Origin of the sequence: Bradyrhizobium sp. (assembly GCF_016213215.1) — a bacterium.
Classification (GTDB): domain Bacteria; phylum Pseudomonadota; class Alphaproteobacteria; order Rhizobiales; family Xanthobacteraceae; genus Bradyrhizobium.
In genome coordinates this window covers 23,942-41,170 of sequence record NZ_JACRAW010000120.1, presented here as the reverse complement: position 1 = coordinate 41,170, position 17,229 = coordinate 23,942, and the positions used below count along the sequence as shown (strand labels likewise).

16 protein-coding genes are annotated in these 17,229 nt (G+C 63.3%); 11 read left to right on the top strand and 5 right to left on the bottom strand.

The features are described from left to right. Positions 1 to 66: 66 nt before the first annotated feature. Positions 67 to 1,485, bottom strand: a complete 1,419-nt coding sequence (locus HY852_RS20490; protein ID WP_291606638.1) for an FAD-linked oxidase C-terminal domain-containing protein — start codon at positions 1,483 to 1,485, stop codon at positions 67 to 69. Positions 1,486 to 1,576: 91 nt separating this feature from the next. Here HY852_RS20490 and HY852_RS20485 point away from each other — a divergent pair, with 91 nt between their 5' ends. Beyond that, positions 1,577 to 2,083 (top strand): thioesterase family protein, encoded by a 507-nt coding sequence (locus tag HY852_RS20485; RefSeq protein ID WP_291606647.1) that lies wholly within the window; start codon positions 1,577 to 1,579, stop codon positions 2,081 to 2,083. A gap of 16 nt (positions 2,084 to 2,099) precedes the next feature. On the opposite strand, the gene HY852_RS20480 is transcribed toward HY852_RS20485, so the two are convergent. Continuing rightward, positions 2,100 to 2,273, bottom strand: coding sequence for a DUF1328 domain-containing protein (locus HY852_RS20480; protein WP_291606637.1), 174 nt, complete (start codon positions 2,271 to 2,273; stop codon positions 2,100 to 2,102). A 281-nt stretch (positions 2,274 to 2,554) separates the two neighbouring features. Here HY852_RS20480 and HY852_RS20475 point away from each other — a divergent pair, with 281 nt between their 5' ends. The 6 genes from HY852_RS20475 to HY852_RS20450 all read left to right on the top strand — a co-directional run bounded on the left by HY852_RS20475 (position 2,555) and on the right by HY852_RS20450 (position 8,872). Next, entirely contained in the window at positions 2,555 to 5,161 is a 2,607-nt protein-coding gene (locus tag HY852_RS20475) for an ATP-dependent helicase (protein WP_291606636.1), read from the top strand. An 85-nt stretch (positions 5,162 to 5,246) separates the two neighbouring features. Then, complete coding sequence (locus HY852_RS20470; protein ID WP_291606635.1) at positions 5,247 to 5,660, top strand: hypothetical protein; 414 nt, start codon at positions 5,247 to 5,249, stop codon at positions 5,658 to 5,660. Further along, a complete protein-coding gene (locus tag HY852_RS20465; protein WP_291606634.1) occupies positions 5,657 to 6,319 on the top strand; it encodes an OmpA family protein in 663 nt (220 codons plus the stop codon). The genes HY852_RS20470 and HY852_RS20465 overlap by 4 nt, the downstream gene beginning before the upstream one ends. Before the next feature lie 315 nt (positions 6,320 to 6,634). Then, a complete protein-coding gene (locus tag HY852_RS20460; protein WP_291606632.1) occupies positions 6,635 to 7,159 on the top strand; it encodes a DUF962 domain-containing protein in 525 nt (174 codons plus the stop codon). Positions 7,160 to 7,180: 21 nt separating this feature from the next. Beyond that, positions 7,181 to 8,212, top strand: coding sequence for an NAD-dependent epimerase/dehydratase family protein (locus HY852_RS20455; protein WP_291606631.1), 1,032 nt, complete (start codon positions 7,181 to 7,183; stop codon positions 8,210 to 8,212). A gap of 36 nt (positions 8,213 to 8,248) precedes the next feature. Continuing rightward, positions 8,249 to 8,872: an isoprenylcysteine carboxylmethyltransferase family protein gene (locus HY852_RS20450; protein ID WP_291606630.1), complete on the top strand. Its 624-nt coding sequence runs from the start codon at positions 8,249 to 8,251 to the stop codon at positions 8,870 to 8,872. Between the two features lie 19 nt (positions 8,873 to 8,891). Here the strand turns inward: HY852_RS20450 and HY852_RS20445 are convergent, their stop codons facing one another. Both HY852_RS20445 and HY852_RS20440 read right to left on the bottom strand, forming a co-directional pair. Further along, positions 8,892 to 9,818: a LysM peptidoglycan-binding domain-containing protein gene (locus tag HY852_RS20445; RefSeq protein ID WP_291606629.1), complete on the bottom strand. Its 927-nt coding sequence runs from the start codon at positions 9,816 to 9,818 to the stop codon at positions 8,892 to 8,894. A gap of 85 nt (positions 9,819 to 9,903) precedes the next feature. Further along, positions 9,904 to 10,629, bottom strand: coding sequence for a hypothetical protein (locus HY852_RS20440; RefSeq protein ID WP_291606628.1), 726 nt, complete (start codon positions 10,627 to 10,629; stop codon positions 9,904 to 9,906). A 246-nt stretch (positions 10,630 to 10,875) separates the two neighbouring features. Between HY852_RS20440 and HY852_RS20435 the strand changes: the two genes are divergently transcribed. The 4 genes from HY852_RS20435 (at position 10,876) to HY852_RS20420 (ending at position 14,780) form a co-directional block, all read left to right on the top strand. Then, entirely contained in the window at positions 10,876 to 11,799 is a 924-nt protein-coding gene (locus tag HY852_RS20435) for an ABC transporter ATP-binding protein (protein ID WP_291606627.1), read from the top strand. Beyond that, positions 11,796 to 12,557, top strand: coding sequence for an ABC transporter permease (locus HY852_RS20430; protein ID WP_291606626.1), 762 nt, complete (start codon positions 11,796 to 11,798; stop codon positions 12,555 to 12,557). Before HY852_RS20435 ends, HY852_RS20430 begins: the two co-directional genes overlap by 4 nt. A 276-nt stretch (positions 12,558 to 12,833) precedes the next feature. Continuing rightward, positions 12,834 to 13,613: a L,D-transpeptidase gene (locus HY852_RS20425; protein WP_291606625.1), complete on the top strand. Its 780-nt coding sequence runs from the start codon at positions 12,834 to 12,836 to the stop codon at positions 13,611 to 13,613. Between the two features lie 243 nt (positions 13,614 to 13,856). Next, the gene (locus HY852_RS20420) at positions 13,857 to 14,780 is read left to right on the top strand and encodes a glycerophosphodiester phosphodiesterase (protein ID WP_291606624.1); all 924 of its coding nucleotides are present in this window, start codon (positions 13,857 to 13,859) and stop codon (positions 14,778 to 14,780) included. Between the two features lie 16 nt (positions 14,781 to 14,796). Here the strand turns inward: HY852_RS20420 and HY852_RS20415 are convergent, their stop codons facing one another. Then, on the bottom strand, positions 14,797 to 17,076 hold the full coding sequence (locus HY852_RS20415; RefSeq protein WP_291606623.1) for a spermidine synthase: 2,280 nt from the start codon (positions 17,074 to 17,076) through the stop codon (positions 14,797 to 14,799). Between the last annotated feature and the right edge of the window lie 153 nt (positions 17,077 to 17,229).

Genomic DNA, 17,229 nt, shown 5'->3' with positions numbered 1-17,229 from the left:
CCGCAAGTACCTGCGCGGACGACGGCGCCGTAGTAAAGGTTTGCCCCGAGAAGTGGGTCGCGAACGCTAGCCCGCCGGCAGGATCTTGCCAGGATTGAAGATGTTTTGCGGGTCCAGCGCGCGTTTGAGCGCCCGCATCGCATCCAGCGCCTCCTGGCCGAGCTCGGCTTTCAGATATTTCTGCTTGCCTTGCCCGATGCCGTGCTCGCCTGTGCAGGTGCCGCCCATCGACTGCGCGCGCTCGACCAGACGGTGCATGAATTCCTCGCCGCGCGCCATTTCCTCGGGGTCGTTTACATCGCACGCCAGCGAGCAGTGGAAATTGCCGTCACCGACATGGCCGACGATCGGCGACAGCAGGTTCAACCGTTTCAGGTCGTCCTCTGTCTCGGTGACACAATCGGCCAGGCGCGAGATCGGCACGCAAACGTCGGTTGCGACCACGCCGGCGCCGGGCCGCAGGGCCTTGACGGCCCAATAGGCGTCGTGGCGCGCCTGCCACAGCCTGGTGCGGTCCTCCGGCTTGGTGGTCCAGGTGAAATCACCGCCGCCGCATTCCCGCGCGATCTCGCCGAACGCCTTGGATTGCTCGCCCACCTCGATGGCCGTACCGTGGAATTCCAGCAGCAATAGCGGCGTCTCCGGCAGCGTCAGCTTGGAATACGAGTTGCAGGCCTTCACCTGCTCGACATTGAGCAGCTCGATGCGGGCAACCGGAATGCCGGTCTGGATCGCGAGGATGACGGCCTGGCAGGCGCCGCGCACCGTCGCAAATGAACAGGCTGCCGCCGCAATGGTCTCGGGGATGCCGCGCAGGCGAATGGTGAGTTCGGAGATGATGCCGAGAGTGCCCTCGGCACCGACAAAGAGATGCGTCAGGTCGTAGCCGGCAGAGGACTTCTTGGCCCGCGTTCCGGTCGTGATGATCTCTCCGTCGCCGCGCACGACCTTCAGGGCCAGTACGTTCTCGCGCATCGTGCCGTAGCGCACCGCATTGGTGCCCGAGGCGCGCGTCGAGGCCATGCCCCCGAGCGAGGCGTCAGCGCCGGGATCGATCGGGAAGAACAGGCCCTGGTCGCGCAAATGCTCGTTCAGCGCCTTGCGCGTGACGCCGGGCTGGATGACGCAATCGAGATCCTCGGCGTGGACTTCGAGCACGCGGTTCATGTCGCGCAGGTCGATGCAGATGCCGCCGCCAGGCGCATTGACCTGCCCTTCCAGCGAGGTTCCGGTGCCGAAGGCAATCACGGGCACGCCGTGCCTCGCACAGATCCGCACCACGTCCTGGATGTCGGCTGTGTCCTGCGCCAACACCACACCATCCGGCGGCTGCGTCGGCAGCCAGGTGGTGGTATGGCCGTGCTGCTCGCGCACGGCTTGCGACGTGATCAGGCGGTTTCCAAACCGCGCGGCGAGCGACTCCAGCACGCCCGCCAGCGCCTTCGGGTCCGGCCGCGGCAGATTATTTGTGATGATGGTACCCACGGAATTTCCTCCCGACAGAAGACCGTGGCAAAGGATATGTAGCCGGTCAAGTCAGGCGACCGGACGCAAAAGCGGAGGAAAGATGACGTCTATGACTGCCAAGGATGGTGCCGGGCCGCAGGGTGGGCCGTTTCGCTCCTCGGTGATGCAGATCGAGCCGCAATGGATCGACTACAACGGCCACCTCAACATGGCCTACTACAACGTGATGTTCGACCGCGCCATCGACCAGCTATGGCTCGAGCTAGGAATCGGGCCGGGCTACATGAAGGAACGGAACGGCTCCACCTTCACGGTGGAATGCCACGTGCGATACTTGCGCGAAATCCAACTCGGCGATCCCGTGCAGGTCCACGTGTGGCTCCTCGGCGGCGACGAGAAGCGGCTGCACACCTTCGAGGAGTTGCGTCACGCGACCGAAGGTTGGATTTCGGCGACTTCAGAAAACATGACGATCCACATCGACATGACCACGCGCAAGACCGCGCCGTTTCCGCCCGACATTCGCGAGCGCATCCAGACCATCACGAACGCCCACAGTTCGGCGCCGCGCCCGGAGGGCATCGGCCGAAGCGTCGGGATGCCCGCCAAACGCTAGCGTCGCGCGAGCGTCGCTAGACCCTGGTGCGGCCGCGCGCCAAGCCTACCACGGCCGACACCAGGAACAGCACCAGCGCGATGAAGAAGATGATCTTGGCGATTTCGATGGATGCGCCCGCGATGCCGCCAAAACCCAGAATGCCGGCGATCAGGGCAATGATCAGGAAAGTAACAACCCAACCGAGCATGATGGCAACCTCCGTTTCAAATTGTGCTTCGATCGGCGGGGGCTGACCCGCGCCTTTCTCGAAAGAAACAATCTCGCCTGGAAATGAAGGTTCCGGGGTTCGGCCGCCCGAAATTTGCGCTCCATCAGGAACAAACCCGGCTGCTCGTCGCCGGGACCTTGGCGCGTGGCTTCGGATAAGTCTGTTAAAGCGGCCGGAGCGGCCCTATATAGCCAACAATCCCTGCTATGAAGGCTCCCTTTCACGCTCCCGCGGTGCCATCGTGGGGCAGACCGATTCGCATGACCGAGCCGAGTAAACTCAGTTCTCACAGAGTGCCCGACCACCAGCCCGTGGCAGGCGGGATAGCCGCGCGTGCCCGTGCGGGGGCCGGGGCCAAATATCTCGCCGGGCTCAATCCCGAACAGCGGGAAGCGGTCGAAACGCTGGAAGGACCGGTGCTGGTGCTCGCCGGGGCCGGCACCGGCAAGACCCGCGTGCTGACGACGCGCATCGCGCACATCCTCTCGACAGGCCGGGCACGGCCGGGCGAGATTCTCTCGGTGACCTTCACCAACAAGGCCGCGCGCGAGATGAAGCTCCGCCTCGGCCAGATGCTGGGCCAGGCGGTGGAAGGCATGCCCTGGCTCGGCACCTTCCACTCGATCGGCGGCCGCATCCTGCGCACCCATGCCGAACTGGCGCAGCTCAAATCCAACTTCACCGTGCTCGACGTCGACGACCAGGTGCGCCTTTTGAAGCAGCTCCTGCAGGCCGAGAACATCGACGACAAGCGCTGGCCGGCCCGCATGCTGGCGGGACTGATCGACGGCTGGAAGAATCGCGGCCTGATGCCCTCCCAGGTGCCGGCGGGCGAAGCCGCCGTTTTCGCCAACGGCAAGGGCGGCAAGCTTTACGCGAGCTACCAGGAGCGGCTCAAGATCCTGAACGCGGCCGACTTCGGCGATCTCCTGCTCGAGAACATCCGCATCTTCCGCGAGCACCCGGACGTGCTGCGGCAATACCAGCACCGCTTCAAGTACATCCTGGTCGACGAATATCAGGACACCAACGTCGCGCAGTATCTCTGGCTACGGCTGCTCTCGCAGGCACCGTCATCGTCTTCGCTCACCTCTCCCCCCGTGCGGGGAGAGGTCGGATTGCCCGGCAGCGCAACTGCGCGCCTGAGCGATCCGGGTGAGGAGGATTCTCCGCAGGCCGAGCTCGTGGAGGCTCCCCCTCAGAGCGCGAGCTCCGCTCGTCTCGACCCAGCAAGCGGGGAGAGGGAGAAAGCCCATGCCAAGAACATCTGCTGCGTCGGCGACGACGACCAGTCGATCTACGGCTGGCGCGGCGCGGAGGTCGACAACATCCTTCGCTTCGAGCACGATTTTCCCGGCGCCAAGGTCATCCGGCTGGAGCGCAACTATCGATCCACCGGCCACATCCTTGCCGCCGCCTCCCACCTGATCGCCCACAATGAGGGCCGGCTCGGCAAGACGCTGCGGACAGAGGACGAGGACGGCGAGAAGGTGACCGTGACGGGCGCCTGGGACTCGGAAGAGGAAGCCCGCGGCATCGGCGAAGAGATCGAGCAGCTGCAGCGCGCGGGCGAACGGCTCAACGAAATCGCGATCCTGGTGCGCGCCTCCTACCAGATGCGCGAGTTCGAAGACCGCTTCGTTACCCTCGGCCTGCCCTACCGCGTGATCGGCGGCCCGCGCTTCTACGAGCGGGCCGAAATCCGCGATGCCCTGGCCTACCTGCGCGTCATCAACTCGCCGGCCGACGATCTCGCGTTCGAGCGCATCATCAACGTACCCAAGCGCGGGCTGGGCGATGCCAGCGTGCAGATGCTGCACGATCACGCCAGGAAGCGCCGCATTCCGCTGTTCGAGGCGGCGCGGGCGGTGGTCGAGACCGACGAATTGAAACCGAAGGCGCGTGGCAGCCTGCGCGAGCTCATCGCCCATTTCGACCGCTGGCGCGCCCAGCGCGAGGTGACCACGCATACCGAGCTGGCCGAAATCGTGCTCGACGAGAGCGGCTATACCGAGATGTGGCAGAAAGACCGCTCTGCCGATGCCGCCGGGCGGCTGGAGAACCTGAAAGAGCTTGTGCGCTCCATGGAGGAGTTCGAGAACCTGCAGGGCTTTCTCGAGCACATCGCGCTGGTGATGGACCGTGACAGCGAGGCCGAGGACGACGCGGTGTCGCTGATGACGCTGCATTCGGCCAAGGGCCTCGAATTCGAAAACGTCTTTCTGCCCGGCTGGGAGGAAGGGCTGTGTCCGAGCCAGCGCACGCTGGACGAGCAGGGCCGGGCCGGGCTGGAAGAGGAGCGGCGGCTTGCCCATGTCGGGCTGACCCGTGCCCGTCGCCGGGCCAAGATCTATTTCGCGACCAACCGCCGCATTCACGGCACCTGGTCGACCAACATCCCATCGCGCTTTCTCGACGAGCTGCCGGCCGCCAATGTCGAGATCACCGAATCCAAGGGCGGCACCGCCTGGGGCGGCGCCGGCGGCTACGGCCCGTCGCGCTTCGATGACGTCGAGGCGTTCGGCTCGAGCTATGCAACGCCGGGCTGGCAGCGCGCCCAGGCCAACCGCGCCCGCGGCCAAGCCGGCCGCAACGGATCCGCGCGCGGCGGCTTTGACGAAGCGCAGTCACCGTTCTCTTCGCGCGAGTTCGGCACCTTCTCGCGCCGGCGCGGTCCGATGACCATCGAAGGCGAACTGGTGGCCAAATCGACCGGAACAGTGTCGCAATTTTCACTGGACGACCGCGTTTTTCACCAGAAATTCGGCTACGGCCATGTCGTGAAAATCGATGGCAACAAGCTCACCATCGCCTTTGAGAAGGCCGGCGAGAAGAAGGTAGTGGACAGTTTCGTGCAGCGGGCATGAGAGCTCTCGGGCGAGACGTTTCGCCGCCACTCGCGCCCATTCACAGGTCTTGACCGTGCCCAGCTTCCCCGTATCAGATGCACGCATGGTCCGGGGCTCCATTGTCGCATTGATGCTCGCAGTTGCGGTACCGTCGCTGGCAGCGGCGGAGACCATGAGCTTTGGCGATTCGGTGGCGTTGCTGGCGAAAAGCTGCGGCGCGGAAATCGTCGCCAACTGCCGCGGCGTCAATCCCGACTCGAACCGCCTCAAGGAGTGTCTCTCGCGCAACCGGGACGCGCTGTCGCCTCAGTGCCAGAGCAACTATCTCGCCGCTTTCGATGCTATCCAGAAGCGGGTCGCGGCACGCACCACGGTTGCCAACGCCTGTTCGCGCGAGATCGTCAAACTGTGCGGCGGCTCGACCAAGGAGACGAGCAAATCGATTCCCTGCCTGACGACGACGGCGGGCGTCAGCGCGCGTTGCATCCAGGCCATGGGCGAGGCGGGTTATCGATGATGGGAACGGCGAAATTCCATATCGGCCTGTTGCTCGCCGCTCTGGCCTTTGCCGCAGCCGCGCCGGCGAACGCCCAGGCGCCAGCGACCAGGGACGACATCGTCGGCAAGCTCAACCGCTTTGAAACGGCGCCCGAGATCGACCTGGCGGCCTTGCGTCAGCAGGTGCTGGAGCGGGCAAAGACCAGGATCAAAAACGATCCCGGCCCGGTGAACCGCCCGCCGGTGGCGCCGGACCTCGTCAAACTGCCGAGTTTCACGACCCCCATCCAGTTCGATGCAGACACGCCTATCATTCAGCCGGCATCGTACCAGACAGTCGGGCGCATGGCGGACGCGCTCGTCCATGCCTCGCTGTTGCCCTACACGTTCCTGATCGTCGGTCACATCGAATCGAACGGAAGGCGCGAAGCCAACGTGATCCTCAGTCAACGTCGGGCGGACGCGGTGCGCGACGTGCTGGTGAACACGTTCAAGATTTCGGCCAAACGGATCCAGTCGATCGGCCTCGGCGAAGAGCAGCTTCTCGATCCGGCGCATCCGACCGCAGCGGCCAACGGGCAGCTGCAAATCCTGACCTTTGCCAAAGTGCCCGAGCAGAGCGAGCCCACGGCCGCTACGCCGGCACCGCCCGCGAAGAAAAAGGCGAGCAGGAAATAGACGATCGCTTCTCGACCTGCGTTCCATTCAGCGCGCTCTCGCCCGCGCTAAACTCCTCCGCCGTACTGAGATTCCAGCGTTGATGCGGCCCAGCCGGTATCTTCATGCGTTGAACGGATGACCGCCGAGCGCCCGCAGTCCGCGACAACCCTCGTCGAGTCCGCAAACCCGTCGCTGTGCGGCGTGGCACACGCCAACAAACGGATCTCGGCTCCCGTGCGGCCTTTGAACCGAACTCGCCGTTTGTCGCCCAGACGGGCAAATGGTATAGGGTTTTCGGTCGCTCCAGACCTGCTGTACGCGAGGACGATAACTATGGGTGACTTTTTCAAGCGCCAAATGGCGATCTATATCGAGTACCATCGCGACCCCCGCAACGCGTTCATGCACGTATGCGGAATCCTGCTTCTGTTCACCGGCGCGGTGCTGCCGCTGAGCCTGCAGAAGTTCTACATTCTCGGTGTTCCGGTCACCCTCGGGGCGCTTCTGGCGGTGCCGTGCTTCGTCTATTGGCTGTTACTCGACGCGGCTCTCGGCATCGGAATCCTGGTGGCGGCGGTGATACCTCTTTCGATTGCCGCAACAATTGCAAGTCACTCGGATACCGCCACGATGTGGTCTATATTTGGCGTACTGATTGTGCTTGGCCTCGCCGCGCAAACCATTGGCCACCAAGTGTTCGAGGGACGCGAACCGTCGCTGTTCACGTTCCCAAATCATCTGATGCTTGGACCAATGTTTGTGATGGCGAAACTTTACATTGCATTTGGCTTTCGACGCGATTTGGCCGCAATTATCGGACCCGTTCCGGCCAACGCAGTTTCGACGCGCGAGGGCTGAGGAGAGCGGCACTCTTTTTTCATGATGCATGTCCTTGTCACTGGCGGCAGCGGCTTTATCGGACACCACGTCGTAGCGGCCCTCCAGGCAAGAGGGCAGCGCGTGAGAATTCTCGATACCCGTTCTCCGGGAGCCCTGCCTTCGGACGTGGAATACCTTCAGGGTTCAGTGCTCGATCCCGCGGCGGTGGATCGGGCTCTGACCGGTGTCGATCAGGTGTATCATCTGGCCGGGCTGCCGGGCATGTGGGTTGGCAGGAAGCAGGACTTCCACGCGGTCAATTGTGGTGGCACGGAAGTCATGCTGGCGGCCGCGCAGAAGCGCGGCATCTCGCGTTTCCTGCATTGCTCGACCGAATCCATTCTCTTCCGCTATTCCGACCTCGGCTGCGGCAGCGCAGAGGAAATGCTACAGCCCGCCGAAGTGATGCCTGGCGCCTATACGCGTTCAAAGGCGCTCGCAGAAGGGCTGGCGCGACAGGCGGCGGCATCAGGCCTTCCCGTCGTCATCGGCACTCCGACCATGCCGATCGGGCCCGCCGATCACAATTTGACGCCGCCGACGGCCATGCTGCGGCACTTTCTGAGGCGCCGCCTGCAGTTGCATGTCGACTTCCTGGTGAACCTTGTCGACGTGCGTGATGTCGCCATGGGGCTAACTCTGGCCATGGAGCGCGGACGGATTGGCCAGCGCTACATTCTCGGCGGTGAAAGCATCAGGCTGCGCAGGATTTTGCGGATGATGTCTGCGATCAGCGGCCGTCGACAGCTTCCCGTCCCGGTTCCGGGCAGGATTGCCGAGCTGTCGGCCACCATGCTGGAACTTATTGCCGATCGCCTGACCCACAAGCCTCCGAGCGGAACCGGCGAGGGCGTGCGGATCGCGCTGGCGGCCAGCGATCTTTCAATCGAGAAGGCCCGACACGAACTGGGCTATGAGCCTCGTCCGATCGAGCCTGTGCTGCAGGAAACCATCGCCCATCTTCTCGCCCTCGAAGCCAACGCGGGATCAGCATCGCTGAAGCAACCGGCCCTGAGCTCCCGCGCGAGTTGATTTTCGCTCCGTCCAAGTTCGGATACAATCCAACGCATGTCTTACGATTTCAGCAAACTGGTATCTTTCGTCTGGAGCGGCTGGACCGCGACCTGGCCAACTCAACTTCTGGCGATCATCTGGCTCGCATGGCTCGCCAGCTGGGTCGCCGCATCGTTCTGGTCTGGTCAGACCAAAAAACACGTGATGACCCTGGACTCCAGCCGCTACCGGCTGCCCATCCTCGCCGGAGCCATCCTCCTTACGCCGTGGACGTCCGAGGCTCTGGGTGAGAAGCCGCTATGGCACTTCGGCAATGCCGGCATCTACGTGCTCGTGGCGATCATGATCGCCGGCATTTCGTTCACGTGGTGGGCGCGAATCCATCTCGGTCGCTTCTGGTCCAATGCGATCACCCAGAAGGAAGGTCATCGCGTCATCGATACCGGTCCATACGGGCTCGTGCGCCATCCGATATACACGGGACTGATCACCGGCATGCTCGCGACCGGCATCGCCGTCGGAACGATCACCGCGATCCTGGGCGCTATTCTCATTTCGCTCGGCATGTGGCAGAAAGCCCGCATGGAGGAGCGATTTCTCACCGAGGAGCTCGGCGCCGATGCCTACGGCTCCTATTGCCGCCGTGTTCCGATGATCATTCCGTTCCTGCCGCGCTGATCGCCTCCAGGCTGTCAGGCTAGCGCGGCGTCGACACCGCAGGTGCGACTTCCGCCGGCGTCAGACGACGCGGCACGACGATTTCCTGCCCGGCCGGGAGCGGCGCGTCTTGCGGCAGCTTGTTGGCCTGCAGCAGCGACCACACCGGCACGCGATAGAGCGCAGCGACACGCTCCAGCGTGTCGCCCGGCCGCGCAGGCAGGCGCATGCCGCTGTCCCAAAGTTCCACTTTTGTATCCGGCGGAACGAGATAGCGGAGCGGTACGGCGTCGCCTTCCGTCCTCGCCGGCACCCGCGGCAGCTGCGTGATCATGCCGACGAGTTGCTCGTGGATGTAGTCCGCCTTATCGATGTTGATGTGCGTGACGTCCCCCTGCTTCTTCAGGTCGAAGCTCGCGTAGTGACCGCGATAGCCAGGCTCTGCCACGATATCGCCACCACCCAGTACGCCGTCGGAGAGGAAGATATTGATGAAGCGTTCGACGTTGAGCGGGACCTTCGGGCTGGCGTGTGCTGGGTCGATGGTGACCACGAGGCTCACGGGAATATTCTCCTTGCTGAGGACCTCGGCGAATATCAGCGCACACAGGCCGCCCATGGAATGCCCGATCAGGATGATCGGGGCGTGCGTCTCGCGATAGCTCGAAATCGCCCACTGGGCGACCAGCCGGCAGAGGGTGAATTCATAAACGTCGGCCTTCAGACCGGCATCGGTCAGCCGCGCCGCCAGGCGATCGATGCCGCGCGAGAAGATCGGTCCGAGCGCCCCGCGGAACAAATAAACTCGCCCCTGCGGCAGAGGCTCCACTTCAGCGGCTGATGGAGGAGCGGTTCCGGTCTCAGCCATCACCGACTTGGTCGACGCTTCGCCCGCGGACAGTATCAGCGCGAGCAACGCGCAAACGGCAAGCAGGGCTTTTCGCCTCGGATAAGCCACGCCACGCATCCCTCCGCGTGGGAAACGGGGCTGTCTCCCACCGAGACTTACTGGCGGCTGATTTGGCGGAATTTGGGGCGCTACCGGGGCCGCCCTAGTTGCGCGTGGTGGCGACGCCGGCATTGTGCCGCGCGGCGCTCGCCCCGGCCGGAGCCGCCGGTGATTTCTGGCGGAAAACGACCGCATCGACGGCGTTGATCACCTTCTGCTGCATGATCAGATTCTTTTCGATGGAGACGTGCCCGACCCCGGGCACCGACTGCACATTGACATTCTCCAGCTTGCCCTTGAAATCCTGCGTGCGCGTCACCGGCTCGCCGGCGCCGCTCGCAATGTAGAAATTGATGTAGCGCTCCGCGGCGCCGGCGAGCCTGGTCTTGAATACCGAATCCAAGCCGATCGCCAGTTTGACGGGGACGCCAAGCGAGGCAAGCTTCGCGATCATGTCGGGCAACGCAGTGGCGCCGGACGAATGCCCGACCAGAATGATCGTCTTCAGTCGTCCGCTCCTGTAGCCCGCCGCTGCCTCATCGGCCAGCGAGGACCAGAACATGAAGTTGTGGACCGTCGCCGGAATGCCCTGCGCCTGCAGCTTGGCCGCGATATCGTCAAGCCCGAGGGAGAAGATGTTCAGCACGCCACGCAGCAGATAGACATGCGTCGTCGCTGCGGCCGTGGACGGCGCCGCGGCGGTGGCGCCGGCCGGGGTCATCGCGAACGGCAACACCAGAAGCAGGCAAATTGCCCACGCCTGCAATCGCATCTGAATGGCGGACGAACGGCTAGCGCGGGAGCCGTGACGGCTGCTGCTTGGCTTCATCGAAGTTCCCTGGGACCTGGGCGTCGCCAGCAAGCGTACCCTTCGCCTGCTCGCACATGCAACATTCTGGCGTTGGGAACGAGAGCTTAACCCGCGGAGCGTGTCTCCGCTGCAACACTTGCGGAAATCATATCCCCGGGTGCCCGCGTTCCAAGGCAAGTTTGTCCACTGATTGCAGGCGAGCGCTCGGCTTCATATCTCAGCCGTTCCCTTCATGGCCTCCTCGAGGCCCACTTCCCGGATCACATGTCGCCCGTCATTTCCCTCACCAATCTGTCGAAGACATACGCGTCCGGCTTCAAGGCGCTGAGCGACATCAACCTGGACATCAGGCGCGGCGAAATCTTCGCGCTGCTCGGGCCGAACGGCGCCGGCAAGACCACGCTGATCAGCATCATCTGCGGCATCGCCAACCCGAGCCAAGGCAGCGTGGCGGTGGGCGGGCACGACATCATCAAGTCGTATCGTGCGGCGCGCTCACTGATCGGGCTGGTGCCGCAGGAACTACATACCGATTCCTTCGAAACCGTCTGGGCGACGGTCAGCTTCAGCCGCGGCCTGTTCGGCAAGGCCAAAAATCCCGCGCACATCGAAAAGGTGCTGAAGGACCTCTCGCTGTGGGACAAGAAGGACAGCAAGATCCTGACGTTGTCGGGCGGCATGAAGCGTCGCGTGATGATCGCAAAGGCGCTGTCGCACGAACCGCAGATCCTGTTCCTCGACGAGCCCACCGCGGGCGTCGACGTCGAGCTGCGCAAGGGCATGTGGGAGGTTGTCCGCGAACTCAAGGCCGCCGGAGTCACCATCATCCTCACCACGCATTACATCGAGGAGGCCCAGGAGATGGCCGATCGCATCGGCGTCATCAACAGGGGCGAGATCATCCTGGTCGAGGACAAGACCAGGCTGATGCAGAAGCTCGGCAGGAAACGCCTGGCGCTGCACCTGCAAAACAGGATCGATGCCGTCCCGCCGGCTCTCGCGCCCTACAAGCTCGAGCTCTGCGACGACGGCAGGCAGCTGATCTACAATTACGACACCCGGGGCGAGCACACCGGGATCACGAGCCTCCTCGGCGATCTCCGCAATGCCGGCATCCGCTTTGCCGATCTCGAAACCACGCAATCATCGCTGGAAGACATTTTCGTCGATCTCGTGAGGACGTCATGAATTGCCGGGCGGTCCGCGCCATCTACCTGTTCGAAATGGGCCGCACCTGGCGCACGCTGCTGCAGAGCATCGTCTCGCCGGTGGTATCGACCTCGCTCTACTTCGTCGTGTTCGGCGCGGCGATCGGTTCGCGCATTACCCAGGTCGAAGGCGTCAGCTATGGCACCTTCATCGTACCGGGTCTGGTGATGCTGTCGGTACTGACGCAGAGCATCGCCAATGCGTCCTTCGGAATCTATTTTCCGAAATTCATCGGCACCATCTATGAAATCCTGTCGGCGCCGATATCCTATTTCGAGATCGTGCTCGGCTATGTCGGCGCAGCCGCGACCAAGTCGATCATCCTCGGCCTGATCATCCTCGCCACCGCCGGCCTGTTCGTGCCGCTGCACGTCCAGCATCCGTTCTGGATGCTGGCGTTTCTGGTGCTGACCGCGGTCACCTTCAGCCTGTTCGGCTTCATCATCGGCATCTGGGCCGACGGCTTCGAAAAGCTGCAGATGATCCCGATGCTCGTGGTGACGCCCCTGACCTTCCTCGGCGGCAGCTTCTATTCCATCAACATGCTGCCCCCGGGCTGGCGCACCGTCGCGCTGCTCAACCCGGTGGTCTATCTGATCAGCGGCTTCCGCTGGAGCTTCTACGAGATCGCCGACGTCAGCGTCGCCCTCAGCGTCGGCATGACAACGGCGTTTCTTGTCATTTGCATGATCATCGTGTGGTGGATCTTCCGAACCGGCTACCGGCTGAAGAACTGATCCGCGGCAGCGGTGATCAACTCTGTAGAGACGGGCAATGCGAAGGAGCGATGCGGCCAAATGGTTGCGCCTCTGTGACCAAGGTCGCAACGCCGGCCGTTATGCTCGCGAAAACGTCAGCCTGGCTTCGCCGAATCCGCCTGTGCCGACCTTGCTTAAACCCTTCCGGCCTTTAACGATGCGTGCCGGGCCGCTGGAACCGAAGCCGGCTCCCGGGCATAATGGATGCCGGGAGACGGAGAGCCGTGGCGCTGCGAAGGCCGGAGGCCAAGTCAGATGCGTTCCTTGCTTATTGCGATTGCCGGTTTGACGCTATTCGCCGGCTCCGCCGCCCAGGCGAATGTTTCCATCCTCGTCGACAAGGACAACCAGACCATGACCGTGTCGGTCGACGGCGTCGAGCGCTATCGGTGGCCGGTCTCGACCGGTATTCCCTCTTACGAGACGCCGAACGGCAGCTTCCGCACCTTCCGGATGGAGGAGGACCACTATTCCAAGGAATTCGACGACGCACCGATGCCGCATTCGATCTTCTTCACCAAGATCGGGCATGCGATCCACGGCACCGATTTCGAAGCCAAGCTTGGCTCGCCGGCTTCACACGGATGTGTACGACTGTCGCGCGCCAATGCCGCAACGCTTTACGACCTCGTACAAAACGAAGGCGTGCTCAAGACCACGGTGACCCTCACCGGCTCCGCGCAGGTGGCGCTTGCGCGCAATCCGCGCCGCGGCAACACGGCGGTCGCGCGTCGTGACCAGATGCAGCAGTACGACCAGCAATATACGGTCGGAGATCCGGTCGACCTGGCGCCGGGCCGTCGCTACGCGCCCCAGCAACAGGCCGACGACGACTACATCTATCCTGCCGATGGCAGCTCGGACGGCGCACGTTATCCGGCGCCGCGCAGCAGCCGTCGCCTCTATGGCTCGCAAGTCCTTCCGGAGCAGCAATACCAGTATTACGATCCCGGCTACCGCCAGCAATACGCGCCACAGGGATACTATCAGCCACGTCCCTATTACCAGCCGCGTCGCTACTATTATCAGGATTGATTGCGGCGGTGGCCCAACGGCCGGCGTACTACGATTCTCGGGGCATCCGCTCCGATCACCGCAAAAGGTCTCCACACACCACATTGACGTTGCGCGGCCGCTCATCTCTCATGCAGCGGCGATGCCGATGATATGGATTCATTTACATTTGGGCTCATCACTATTGCTTCCGAACCAAAGCGACAAATGCCCATCCTCTGTGTCATCCTGACCGTACTTTGCTTTCTCTTCAGCGGGGCGGCCATGGCTTTCGACATCGAGGCGCATCGCGGCGGACGGGCGCTGCTGCCGGAAAATACGTTGCCGGCCTTCGCCAAGGCGTTGTCCATGGGGATCGACACGCTGGAGCTTGACGTCGGGGTGACGCAGGACGGCGCGATCGTCGTGTCGCACGAACGCCGGTTGAACCCTGACCTCGCCCGCGATGCCGATGGCACCTATGTCTCGCCGCCCGGCACGCCCTTGGTCCGGCTGCCCCTCGAAGCGGTCAGGAGATATGACGTCGGCCAGATTCGGCCGGACAGCGCCTACGCCAAGCAGTTTCCCGAGCAACAGGCCGTCCCGGGCACCCGAATTCCGATGCTCAAGGAAGTCATCGACCTGGTGCGCAAGTCAGGTAATCCCCGCGTGCGGCTCAACATCGAAACCAAAATCGACCCGGACTATCCGCAGGAGTCACCCGATCCCGAAACGTTCGTCAGGCGGATTCTCGGTCTGCTCGAGGCGGAGAAGTTCACCGACCGCGTCATGATCCAGTCCTTCGACTGGCGTACCTTAAAGATCGTCCAGCAACGCTCGCCGGCGGTGCCGACCGCCTATCTCACCCTGCAGCGCGGATCTTCACAAAACGTCGCGCTCGACAAGGCCACCAACTGGACTGCTGGCTTCAATCCCGCCGACCACCGCGGATCGCTGCCGCGCACGATCAAAGCCGCCGGCGGCGCGATCTGGTCGCCTCATTACGCCGACTTGAGCCCTGTGCTGATCGCCGAAGCTCACGATGTCGGACTGCGCGTCATCGCGTGGACCGTCAACCAGCCGGCAGACATGGAGCGCATGATCGACATGGGCGTGGACGGCATCATCTCCGACCGTCCCGACCTATTGCGTAAGATAGCCGCGGAGAAGGGCATCGACCTGCCGGCCGGCTACCCGGTTACGCCCTAGCAAAGGCTACGAAAGATCACTCGACATTGCGCCAGCGCCGGTAGAGCGCCCCGATGATGTTGGAGTAGTCGTCGGTCCAGACGCGCTCGTGTTCTTCCGGCTCGGTCTTCTCCCAATCTTCCAACGATGCCAGCCTGCCTACGTCGGCTGCCTCCCGTGCCGAGATCACGACGTCGGTCGAGAAGATATACTCGTCATCGCGCCCGGAATCCTCGTTGTAGACCCAGCTCTTCAAGCCGTTGGCATCGGCAATGCCGACAACGACGCTTTCCAGCTCGAGATGACGGTTGGACACATGCATCACCACCGCGCCCTGAGGCGCAAGCTTGTCCTTGTAGATCTTCATTGCCTCCTTGGTCGCAAGATGGATTGGGATCGCATCCGATGAATAGGCATCGACGATGATCAGGTCGTAGGCGCCGTCCGACTCCCTGGCGAAGGTGAGACGCGCATCGCCGATCACAGGCTTCATGTCCGGCTCGCAGCTGGCGATGTAGCTGAAATATTTTGGATCGCGCGCGGTATCGACCATGGTCTGATCGATCTCGAAGAACTTCCAGCTCTCGCCCGGCTCCGAGGCGCAGGTCAGCGTGCCGGATCCGACGCCAATGACGGCAACCTTGAGAGGCGCGCCCTTGCGCTCGCGGACCGCCGTGATCGCCTGCCCGATGCCGCCGTCCTTGTGATAGTAGGTGATCGGCTCGGGCCGGCCCGACGCGGGCGTACCGTCGTTGTTCTTGAATCGCTGGGCGCCATGGATAGTCGTGCCGTGCATCAGCACGTGATAATGATCGCCGGGCGTCACCACGATCTTGTGCACGCCGAAGAAGCTGCGCACCGTTTCGACGCGGCCCTCATCCGCCGGATAGACGCGGATCAGAACGAGTGCCAGGGCGACCGTCGCAGAAATTTTCCAGCGGTCGGCATTGAGCGCGAGCGCAAGCAGCACCGCAAGCGCCGCCACGCTGCCGGCGACCCAGGCGCGATGATCCTTGAGCCATTCGGTGATCTGGCCGCCGGAATAGGCGAGTGTGACCAGGACGACCGCAAGCACTGCCAGCGCCGGCCAGTACCAGCGCATCCAGCGCGACAATCGTTCATGGCCCGCCGGCCGGCATAGCGCCGCCAGCGCCAGCAGGATCGGGTATTCCGCAACCCAGGAAAATGCGTAGGGCGCAAGGAGGCCGGCGAACAGGCCGCCCACCATGCCGCCGAACGACAGCGCGACATAGAAGCCGGTAAGGTATTTTGCCGGCGGCCGCGTGCGCGCCAGTTCGCCATGACAGGCCATGGCGATGATGAAGAAGCACAATTGATGGCCGCCGAGGGTCAGTAGCAAATTCTGCTCGCTACCGAAGGCGAGCAGGATGACGATGTCGGCGATCGCGATCGGCTGGAGCAGCAGCATCCATTTGTGCGGCACCAACGGCCGCGACTGGAACACCAGCACCCAGGTCAAGAGATAGAGCGACAACGGCAGCACCCACAGTAAGGGGGCGGCAGCGACGTCGGCCGAGATATGCGCGGTCACTGCGATGAGCAGTCCGGAGGGGACCGCGGCAAGGAAGATCCAGCGCGCCCGCAACAGCCACGAAGGCGGCGGCTCATTCGCTTCGTCGGCCGGCGCATCGACCACAACCGATGCAGGCGAGCGCACCAGCAGCGCGCCGCATCCGGCGATCAACACGATCAACAGGCCATAGCCAAAGGTCCAGATCAGGTTTTGCGTGCGCAACGTGAACAACGGCTCCAGCAGAACCGGATAAGACAGCAGCGCCAGGAAACTGCCGATATTCGAGGACGCGTAGAGAAAATACGGATCGGGCCCGGCCGGGTGGCCGGTGCGGACGAACCAGGCCTGCAGCAGAGGGTTGTTGGCGGCGAGCGCAAAGAACGGCAAGCCGATCGAAGCCACAAACAGGCCGAGCAGCCAGAAGGCGTAACCGCTGGTCGGCGGCTCGCCCCAGGTGCTTGCGATCGAGAGCGGCAGGCTGAGCAGCGCAACGAGCAGCAGGGCAAGGTGCACGACCACGGGAATCGCGCGATGCCTGATCTGCGTCAGAAAGTGCGCGTAGGCGTAACCTGCGAGCAAAAGTGCCTGGAAGAACACCATGGCCACCGACCATACCGCCGGCGAGCCGCCGAGCCGCGGCAGCACCATCTTGGTGAAGAGGGGCTGCACCGAGAACAGCAGCAACGCGCTCAGGAAGATCGCGGCGGTATAGACCGCAAGCACCAGGCGGTTTCGCGAAGCAGAGGGCTGCTCCGCGGCAACGGATTGCAGGCGAGAATCCATGAAAGCTCCGGTACTATCTTTTCAATCGAAGCAAAAACCGGTCCGCGCGCGAAAGGCGCGCCAGAAAAGCCCGGCGGGCGCCGGGCGGCGCAATCGAGCACATGGCGCCTGAACGGGCAATAAACGCTGCTTGACGAATGCCCGCGATGGCGC

Bases quoted from the DNA above. Each gene is read 5' to 3' on its own strand.
- HY852_RS20485 (WP_291606647.1), top strand. From the start codon at position 1,577: ATGACTGCCAAGGATGGTGCCGGGCCGCAGGGTGGGCCGTTTCGCTCC.
- HY852_RS20480 (WP_291606637.1), bottom strand. From the start codon at position 2,273: ATGCTCGGTTGGGTTGTTACTTTCCTGATCATTGCCCTGATCGCCGGC.
- HY852_RS20475 (WP_291606636.1), top strand. From the start codon at position 2,555: ATGACCGAGCCGAGTAAACTCAGTTCTCACAGAGTGCCCGACCACCAG.
- HY852_RS20470 (WP_291606635.1), top strand. From the start codon at position 5,247: ATGGTCCGGGGCTCCATTGTCGCATTGATGCTCGCAGTTGCGGTACCG.
- HY852_RS20465 (WP_291606634.1), top strand. From the start codon at position 5,657: ATGATGGGAACGGCGAAATTCCATATCGGCCTGTTGCTCGCCGCTCTG.
- HY852_RS20460 (WP_291606632.1), top strand. From the start codon at position 6,635: ATGGGTGACTTTTTCAAGCGCCAAATGGCGATCTATATCGAGTACCAT.
- HY852_RS20455 (WP_291606631.1), top strand. From the start codon at position 7,181: ATGATGCATGTCCTTGTCACTGGCGGCAGCGGCTTTATCGGACACCAC.
- HY852_RS20450 (WP_291606630.1), top strand. From the start codon at position 8,249: ATGTCTTACGATTTCAGCAAACTGGTATCTTTCGTCTGGAGCGGCTGG.
- HY852_RS20445 (WP_291606629.1), bottom strand. From the start codon at position 9,818: ATGCGTGGCGTGGCTTATCCGAGGCGAAAAGCCCTGCTTGCCGTTTGC.
- HY852_RS20440 (WP_291606628.1), bottom strand. From the start codon at position 10,629: ATGAAGCCAAGCAGCAGCCGTCACGGCTCCCGCGCTAGCCGTTCGTCC.
- HY852_RS20435 (WP_291606627.1), top strand. From the start codon at position 10,876: ATGTCGCCCGTCATTTCCCTCACCAATCTGTCGAAGACATACGCGTCC.
- HY852_RS20430 (WP_291606626.1), top strand. From the start codon at position 11,796: ATGAATTGCCGGGCGGTCCGCGCCATCTACCTGTTCGAAATGGGCCGC.
- HY852_RS20425 (WP_291606625.1), top strand. From the start codon at position 12,834: ATGCGTTCCTTGCTTATTGCGATTGCCGGTTTGACGCTATTCGCCGGC.
- HY852_RS20420 (WP_291606624.1), top strand. From the start codon at position 13,857: ATGGCTTTCGACATCGAGGCGCATCGCGGCGGACGGGCGCTGCTGCCG.
- HY852_RS20415 (WP_291606623.1), bottom strand. From the start codon at position 17,076: ATGGATTCTCGCCTGCAATCCGTTGCCGCGGAGCAGCCCTCTGCTTCG.